The following is an 8,441-nucleotide window of genomic DNA, read 5'->3' on the forward strand; positions in this document are numbered from 1 at the left end:
CCGGCCGAAGGACTCACGGCAATGGCGGCGGGGTGAGCGCCGGGCGCTCCGCGAGGGCCACCAGGGCGAGGCGGACACCCTCGGCCAGCTGGGGATCCTGGCCGGCCACCCAGTCCTGCGGGGCGATGACCACCTCGACGTCCGGGTCGATCCCGTGGTTCTCCACGCCCCAGCCGTAACCCTCCAGCCAGTAGGCGTACTTGGGCTGGGTCACCAGGGTGCCGTCGACCAGGGTGTACTTGCTGTCGATGCCGATCACCCCGCCCCACGTCCGGGTGCCGACCACCGGGCCGATGCCCAGCGCCTGGATCGCGGCGTTGACGATGTCCCCGTCCGAGCCGGAGTACTCGTCGGCCAGCGCCACCACCGGGCCGCGCGGGGCGTCGTGCGGGTAGGCGTCGGCCGTCGCGAGGTCCCGGCCGAGGTCCCAGCCGACGATCCGGCGGGCCAGCTTCTCCACGATCAGCTGCGAGGTGTGGCCGCCCTGGTTCTCCCGGAGGTCCACGACCACGCCCTCCTTGGCCATCTCCACCCGCAGGTCGCGGTGGAGCTGGGCCCAGCCCGAGCTGACCATGTCCGGCACGTGCAGGTAGCCGAGCCGGCCGCCGGAGAGCTCCCGGACGGCGGCCCGCCGGCCGGCCACCCAGTCGTGGTAGCGCAGCGCCTCCTCGTCGGCCAGCGGCACCACCACCGGGTAGCGCTCGGTGCCGTCGGGCCCGGCCACCGTCAGCTCGACCGGCTGACCGGCCGTGCCCGCGAGCAGCGGCGCGGGGCCGGTGACGGGGTCGACCGGCCGCCCGTTGACGGCCAGCAGCGCGTCGCCCGCGCGGACGGCCACGCCGGGCGCGGCCAGCGGCGAGCGGGCCCTGGGGTCGGAGGACTCCCCGGGCAGCACCCGGGCCACCCGCCACTGCCCGCCCTCGCGCACCAGGTCGGCGCCGAGCAGGCCCTGCCGCCGGGCCGCGTCGGCGCCCCGGCCGAGCGGCACCACGTAGGCGTGCGAGGTGCCGAGCTCGGCGACCACCTCCCAGAGCAGGTCGGTCAGGTCGTCGTGCGAGCCCAGCCGGTCCACCAGCGGGCGGTAGCGCTCCAGCGTTCCCGCCCAGTCGAAGCCGCCGAGGTCGGCCCGCCAGTAGTTGTCCCGCATCAGGCGGCCGTTCTCGTCGAACATCTGCCGCCACTCGGCCGCCGGGTCCACGCTGACCCGAAGCCGGGCCAGGTCGACCTCGATCTCCTCGTCCTCGCCCGCCTTGTGCCCGGCGGGCAGCGAGCGCAGCGCGCCGTGGTCGAGCACGGTGATCCGCTGCCCGTCCCCGCTGACGGCGAAGTCGTCCAGCTCGCCGACGAGTTCCTCGACCCGGAGCTTCTTCAGGTCGAACCGCTCCAGGCTCGCCCGGGGGTGCTCGTCCTCCGGCGAGGCGGCGCTGTCACCGAGCTCGCCGACCAGCGGCAGCCTGGTCCACAGCACGGCGTCCTTGGCCGCGAGCAGGCTGCCGAAGCGGCCGCCCTCGACCGGGAAGGGGATGATCCGGTCCGCGATGCCCTCCCGGTCGACCCGGGTGGCCTCAGGCGCGTCGGCGGCCTCCTCCTCGCCCTCCTTGGGCTCCTTCTTCGGCTCCTCCTCGTCCCCCACCGGGCGCCCGGCCCGCTGCGGGCCGAACGGGGACGGCGTGTCGGCGGCCAGCGTGATCAGGTACGGGCGGCAGCCGGTCGGGAAGGACAGGTCGAAGACGTGCGCGTCGTAGACCGGATCGAAGTGCCGGACGGAGAGGAAGGCCAGGTGGCGGCCGTCGGCCGTGAAGGCCGGCGCGTAGTCGACGAACCGGGCCGGGGTGGCCTCGGCGACGCTGCCGCTCGCGAGCTCGGCCAGCATGATCTGGCGCAGGCTCCACGGCCCGAGGGCCGGCTGCGACCAGGCCAGCCAGGCGGAGTCCGGCGACCAGACCAGGCCGTGCACCTCGCCGTCGGCGCTGCGGGCCAACTCCCGCACCTCGCCGTCGGCCAGGCCGACCACCAGCACCCGGCCGTCGTGCGCGGCCACCGCCACCCGGGCGCCGTCCGGCGCGACGGCCAGCTCGACCGCCCGCCCCAACTGCCCCGAGGCCAGCCGCCGCCGCTCGGAGCCGAGCGCCGCCGGGGCGTACTCGACCGCGTCCTCGCCCTCGGCGTCGCTCACCCAGAGCGCCCCCTGCTCGCCGCCCTCCGCAGCGGGCACCACCGCCACCAGGCGGGCCCGCACCCCGGCGGGCTCGGCGAGCACCCGGGCCGGGCCCTCCCGGTGGGTCAGCCAGTGCACGGTGCCGCGCACCAGGGCCACCGAGGCCCGGCCGGTGTGGTCCGGCGCGGACTCGTCCAGCTGGGCGGGCACCGGCTGCGGACGGCGGCCGGTGCGCGGGCCGGCCAGGTCGATCTCCAACCGGCGCGGGGCGGCTCCCGCCAGGTCGTCCAGCAGCCAGAGCTCGCCCGCGCTGTGCCAGACCACCCGGGTGCCGTCGCTCGCCGCGTCCCGGGCGTAGAACTGCGCGTGGTCGCTGTGGCAGCGCAGGTCACCGCCGTCCGGGCGGCTGGAGTACAGCTGCGCGACGCCCTCGTGGTCGGAGAGGAAGGCGATCCGCTCGCCGATCCACAGCGGGGAGGCGATGTTGCCGCCGAGCTCGGCGTGCACCCGCTCGAACTGCCCGCTGCCGATCCACAACTTGCCGACCTGGCCGCCGCGGTAGCGCTTCCAGCGGGCGGGCTCGGTGCTCGCGGCCGAGAGCAGCAGCGCGCGGTCGCCGCCCGGCTCCAGGGCCAGGCCGCCGATCGGGCCGTACGGCAGCCGCTCGGGCTCGCCGCCGTCCAGCGGCAGGGCGTACGCCCACGTCCGGCGGGGCGAGCCGTGCCCGGCGGCGGTGACGGCCACCGGCCGGCCGTCGGGCAGCCAACCCCGCAGCGCGGTGGCCGGATTGCCCCAGTACGTCAGCCGGCGGCTCTCCCCGCCCTCGGCCGGCGCCACGTGCACCTCGGGGCGGCCGTCCCGGAAGGAGGTCCACGCCAGGTGCCGCCCGTCCGGCGAGAACCGCGGCTGACGCACCGCCACCCGGTCCGCCGTCACCCGCCAGGCCCGACCCCCCTCGACCGGCGCCAGCCAGACGTCGTCCTCGGCTACGAAGGCGACCAAGTCGCCGTGCACATGCGGATACCGCAGGTAAGAGCTCACGGCGCCACTCTAAACAGGCTCACTTCACAACCACAGCCAGTTGCACTATCAGGGGCGCGGGGAACTGCGCGAGCCGGAAGAAGCGGAGCCGTCACCGCCCGCCGAGGGCAAGTTGCAGCCCCGCACGGGCTGGTCGCGCAGTTCCCCGCGCCCCCGAACGGATAGTGCAACTGACCGCAGTGCCTAGCTCCAGCGGCCGGTGTGCGCCAGCAGCAGCGCCCCGCCGGCCACCCCCGCCGTGGACGTCCGCAGCACCGACGGCCCGAGCCGGTACGGCTTCGCACCCGCCTCGGCGAAGGCGGCCAACTCCTCCGGCGAGATGCCCCCTTCGGGACCGACGATCAGCACCAGGTCACCGGCCGGCGGCAGCTCCGCCGCCGCCAGCGGCAGCGAGCCCTCCTCGTGCAGGACGGCCGCGAAGGAGGCCGCACCGAGCAGCGGAAGCAGCTGACGCGTCGTCATCGGCTCGCCCACCTCGGGGAAGCGGAGCCGGCGGGCCTGCTTGCCCGCCTCCCGTGCGGTGGCCCGCCACTTGGCCAGGGCCTTCGCGCCCCGGTCGCCCTTCCACTGGGTGATGCAGCGGGAGGCCGCCCAGGGGATGACGACGTCGACGCCGACCTCGGTCATCGTCTCGACGGCCAGCTCGCCCCGGTCGCCCTTGGGCAGCGCCTGGACGACCACGATCCGGGCCGCCGCCACCGGCTCCTCCCGGACCTCGGCGACAAGCACGTCCAGCGCGTCCTTGCCGTGCACGGCCGCGACCGTCCCGTGCACGCCGCGCCCGGCGCCGTCCGCCAGCGTGACGGCCTCCCCGGGTTCCAGCCGCTTCACGGCGGCCGCGTGCCGCCCCTCCGGGCCGTCCAGCCGGAGCACCGCGCCCGGCGCGGCCCCCGCCAGCCGCTCGGTCTCGACGACGAACACGGGCGCGGTCATGGCACTCCTCAGTACAGGTCGGACGAACGGAGCCCCCGCACCGGCAGTCGGTGCGGGGGCCCGGAACAGCAAGGATCAACGCCCGTTGAAGGCGTCCTTCAGCCGGGAGAACAGGCCCTGCTGGCCGGGGGCGAAGGTGCCCGAGGGGCGCTCCTCGCCGCGCAGCAGGACCAGGCGGCGCAGCAGCTCCTCCTGCTCGGGGTCGAGCTTGGTGGGGGTCTGCACCTCGACATGCACTATCAGGTCGCCCCGGCCGCCGCCGCGCAGGTGGGTGATGCCCCGGCCGTGCAACGGGATGGACTGGCCGGACTGCGTGCCCGGGCGGATGTCCACGTCCTCGACGCCGTCCAGGGTGGTCAGCGGCACCTGGGTGCCGAGCGCCGCGGCCGTCATCGGGATGGTGACCGTGCAGTGCAGGTCGTCGCCACGCCGCTGGAAGGTCGGGTGGGTGGTCTCGGCGATCTCGACGTAGAGGTCACCGGCGGGGCCGCCACCAGGGCCGACCTCGCCCTCGCCGGCCAGCTGGATCCGGGTGCCGTTGTCGACACCGGCCGGGATCTTGACCGTGAGGGTGCGGCGCGCGCGCACCCGGCCGTCGCCGGCGCACTCGGGGCACGGGGTCGGGACGACGGTGCCGAAGCCCTGGCACTGCGGGCAGGGGCGGGAGGTCATCACGTTGCCGAGGAAGGAGCGGGTCACCTGGGAGACCTCGCCCTTGCCGCGGCACATGTCACAGGTCTGCGCCGAGGTGCCGGGGGCCGCGCCCTCGCCGGAACACGTCGTACAGGTGACGGCCGTGTCGACCTGGAGCTCTTTGGTGGTGCCGAACGCGGCCTCCTCCAGGCTGATCTCCAGGCGGATCATGGCGTCCTGGCCCCGGCGGGTCCGCGAGCGCGGGCCGCGCTGGCCGGCTGCGGCGCCGAAGAAGGCGTCCATGATGTCGGAGAAGCCGAAGCCCGCCGCGCCCGCGCCGAAGCCCCCGGCGCCACCGCCGCCACCGTTCGGGGAGAGCGGGTCGCCACCGAGGTCGTAGACCTGGCGCTTGGCCGGGTCGGAGAGCACCTCGTAGGCGGCGTTGATCTCCTTGAACCGCTCCTGCGTCTTCGGGTCCGGGTTGACGTCCGGGTGCAGTTCACGGGCAAGGCGCCGGAACGCCTTCTTGATCTCGTCCTGCCCCGCATCCCGTCGGACGCCGAGTACCGCGTAGTAGTCCGTGGCCACCAAATGCTCCGCTTGTTCCGCCTGTTGAAGTGCTGCGACTGGTCACCGGGCCGGGTGGCCCGGTTGGTTCCTACGATTCGGCCAGGATCTGGCCCACGTACCGTGCCACCGCACGCACCGCCCCCATTGTGCCCGGGTAGTCCATCCGGGTCGGGCCGATCACGCCCAGTTTCGCCACGCTCTCGTCGCCCGAACCGTAACCGACGGACACGACCGAGGTGGAATTGAGTCCTTCGTAGTCGTTCTCCCGGCCGATCCGCACCGTCACTCCGGCGTCGGGCGTCTCACCCAGCAGGCGCAGCAGCACCACCTGCTCCTCCAGGGCCTCCAGGACCGGTTGGATGGTGAGCGGGAAGTCATGGCCGAACCTGGTCAGGTTCGCCGTGCCGGCCAGCATGATCCGCTCCTCGTTCTGCTCGGCGAGCGTCTCGAAGAGGGTGGCGAGCACGGTGGTGACGGTCGGCCGGTCGGGCGCCTCGAAGGCGGCCGGCAGGTCCTCCAGGAGGGCCGGCACGTCGGGCAGCCGCTGGCCGCCCGCACGGGCGTTCAGCCTGGCCCGCAGGTCCGCGAGGACCGTCTCGCCCACCGTGCCGGGGCAGTCGACCATCCGCTGCTCGACCCGGCCGGTGTTGGTGATCAGCACCAGCATCACCTTGGCCGGGGCCAGCGCGACCAGCTCGACGTGCCGGACGGTGGAGCGGGAGAGCGAGGGGTACTGCACCACGGCGACCTGCCTGGTCAGCTGCGCGAGCAGCCGGACCGTCCGGGCGACGGTGTCGTCCAGGTCGACCGCGCCGTCCAGGAAGTGCCGGATGGCCCGGCGCTCGGGGGCGCTCATCGGCTTGACCTCGGCCAGCCGGTCGACGAACAGGCGGTAGCCCTTGTCGGTGGGGATCCGCCCGGCGCTGGTGTGCGGCTGGTGGATGTACCCCTCCTCCTCCAACGCCGCCATGTCGTTGCGCACCGTGGCGGGGGAGACACCCAGGCTGTGCCGCTCGACCAGCGCCTTGGAGCCGACCGGCTCCTCGGTGCCGACGTAGTCCTGCACGATGGCGCGTAGCACCGCGAGCTTGCGGTCGTCCAACGGCCGCTCGCTGAGCATGGCACGCACCTCCGTCTTCGTCCGTTGAGCTGGTGTCGGTACTCCTTCTGGCACTCAGGAAGGCAGAGTGCCAGGACCGTACCTGCCAGTGTAAGGCCCGCCCACCACCGCAGGAACGGCCTGCCCGAGTGATCCTCGTCCGATCTTCGCCGGTGCCCGGCGGGTCGCGGGGTGGCAGCATCGAAGACAGACAGTGATATCTGTGCACTTCTCGGAGAAGGAGCAGTGATGTCGGCGTCACCCCAGCACTCCCGCTTCGCCCCGGACCGCGGTCTCACCAGCCGGATGGTCCTGACCATGTTCTTCATCGGGCTGCTCTATGTCGGCTTCACCGGAGTGCTGATCGTCCTGCTGCGCGGGGCCTGGCCGCTGATCGTGCTGATCTCGGGCGGTCTCTTCGTGGCCCAGTTCTGGTTCAGCGACAAGATCACCGAACGGGCGATGGGCGCCCACCAGGTCACCCCGGAGCAGTACCCGCAGCTGCACGGCACCGTTGACCGCCTCTGCGCCCTGGCCGACATGCCAAAGCCCCGGGTGGCCGTCGCGGACAACGACATGCCCAACGCCTTCGCCACCGGCCGCAACCCGCAGAACGCCGTGGTCTGCGTGACCACCGGCCTGCTGCGGCGCCTGGAGCCCGAGGAGCTGGAGGGCGTGCTCGCCCACGAGCTCTCCCACGTCGCCCACCGGGACGTGGCGGTGATGACGGTGGCCGGGTTCCTCGGCGTGCTCGCCGGGATGATGACCCGGATCGCCCTCTACGGCGGCATGTTCGGCGGCAACAACCGCAACAGCAACGACCAGAACGCGGCCATCGCGATGCTGGTCATCCCGCTGGTCAGCATGGTGGTCTACGCGATCAGCTTCCTGCTCACCCGGCTGCTCTCCCGCTACCGCGAGCTGGCCGCCGACCGCGCCGCCGCCCAGCTCACCGGGCGGCCCAGCGCCCTCGCCTCGGCCCTCACCAAGGTGACCGGCCAGATCGCCGCCATCCCCAGCAAGGACCTGCGCGCCTCGCAGGCCTACAACGCCTTCTACTTCGCCCCGGCGCTGAGCGCCCGGGAGGCCGCCGGCCAGCTGATGTCCACCCACCCGTCGCTGGAGAAGCGGCTGGCGCAGCTGGGCAAGATCTCGGCCGAACTCGGCCAGTGAGGATCGGTTCATGGGATTCCTGGACGCACTCTTCGGCCGCACCAAACCCGTCAAGCCCGACCTGGACCAGCTCTTCGGCATCCCCTCCGCCGCCCTGACCCTCGAAGCCGCGGCCGGCTTCAAACCCACCGGCCTCGGCTCCGTCTGCTTCGCCGCCGTCGAGGGCGGCGCCTTCGTCGAGGTCCAACGCCAGGTCCGGGCCCTCCTCGACGCCGACACCGCCAACGGCGGCACCCCCGTGGAGGCCAGCCAGGACGGCTACGGCTACTCCTGGCTCCTCGCCCGCCACACCCCCGAAGAACTCCCCGACCTGGTCAACGACCTCCACGCCGTCAACAGCGAACTCGAGGCCAACGGCTTCGGCCCCCAGCTCCTCTGCTCGATCGTCGGCTTCCGCAACGACTCCGGCCAGCCCCTCGGCCTGGTCTACCTGTACAAGCGAGGTTCGTTCTACCCCTTCGCCCCGATGCCCGGCGGCGGCGAGAAGCGCAACAGCCCGGTGGAGATCCAGATCTCCGGCCTGCTCAAGAACGACCTCCGCGTCGAGTCCGACTTGACCCGCTGGTTCCCTGTCTGGGGAGCACCGGGGCTGGAGGCCTGAGGCACCTTGGAGAGCCAGCAGGCCTATGCGGTTTACGGCCCGGCCGGGCCCGTCCCCGAGACGGCGGACCGTACCGCCTGGCACTCCGCCGTGAGCGTCGGGCGGGGCATGGCGTTGCTGACCGTCGTGCGCACCCACCCGCCTAATGGGACTTGCTGAGTCGTAGAGACTCGGTGCCGTAGCCGCCAGCAGGTGAGCACTCTCTCCGCCGGAACCACTGCGAGTTCTGGGGT

At 73.3% G+C, this 8,441-nt stretch carries 6 protein-coding genes; 2 read left to right on the forward strand and 4 right to left on the reverse strand.

The genetic code is table 11. The features are described from left to right. Nucleotides 1-13 precede the first annotated feature (13 nt). From ABT095_RS10450 to hrcA, 4 genes are all read right to left on the reverse strand, one after another. On the reverse strand, nucleotides 14-3,199 hold the full coding sequence (locus tag ABT095_RS10450; RefSeq protein ID WP_350528926.1) for a S41 family peptidase: 3,186 nt from the start codon (nucleotides 3,197-3,199) through the stop codon (nucleotides 14-16). A gap of 183 nt (nucleotides 3,200-3,382) precedes the next feature. After that, complete coding sequence (locus tag ABT095_RS10455; protein ID WP_350528927.1) at nucleotides 3,383-4,132, reverse strand: 16S rRNA (uracil(1498)-N(3))-methyltransferase; 750 nt, start codon at nucleotides 4,130-4,132, stop codon at nucleotides 3,383-3,385. A gap of 75 nt (nucleotides 4,133-4,207) precedes the next feature. After that, nucleotides 4,208-5,353, reverse strand: a complete 1,146-nt coding sequence (gene dnaJ, locus ABT095_RS10460) for a molecular chaperone DnaJ (protein WP_350528928.1) — start codon at nucleotides 5,351-5,353, stop codon at nucleotides 4,208-4,210. A 70-nt stretch (nucleotides 5,354-5,423) separates the two neighbouring features. Continuing rightward, nucleotides 5,424-6,455, reverse strand: coding sequence for a heat-inducible transcriptional repressor HrcA (gene hrcA, locus ABT095_RS10465; protein WP_350528929.1), 1,032 nt, complete (start codon nucleotides 6,453-6,455; stop codon nucleotides 5,424-5,426). Between the two features lie 228 nt (nucleotides 6,456-6,683). On the opposite strand from hrcA, the gene htpX reads away from it, so the two are divergent. After that, nucleotides 6,684-7,607: a zinc metalloprotease HtpX gene (gene htpX / locus ABT095_RS10470; RefSeq protein WP_350528930.1), complete on the forward strand. Its 924-nt coding sequence runs from the start codon at nucleotides 6,684-6,686 to the stop codon at nucleotides 7,605-7,607. Nucleotides 7,608-7,617: 10 nt separating this feature from the next. Next, the gene (gene pspAB / locus ABT095_RS10475; protein WP_350528931.1) at nucleotides 7,618-8,208 is read left to right on the forward strand and encodes a PspA-associated protein PspAB; all 591 of its coding nucleotides are present in this window, start codon (nucleotides 7,618-7,620) and stop codon (nucleotides 8,206-8,208) included. The last annotated feature ends 233 nt before the right edge of the window (nucleotides 8,209-8,441 follow it).

This window comes from Kitasatospora sp. NPDC002227 (assembly GCF_040296285.1).
In the GTDB taxonomy this organism is placed as follows: Bacteria; Actinomycetota; Actinomycetes; order Streptomycetales; family Streptomycetaceae; genus Kitasatospora.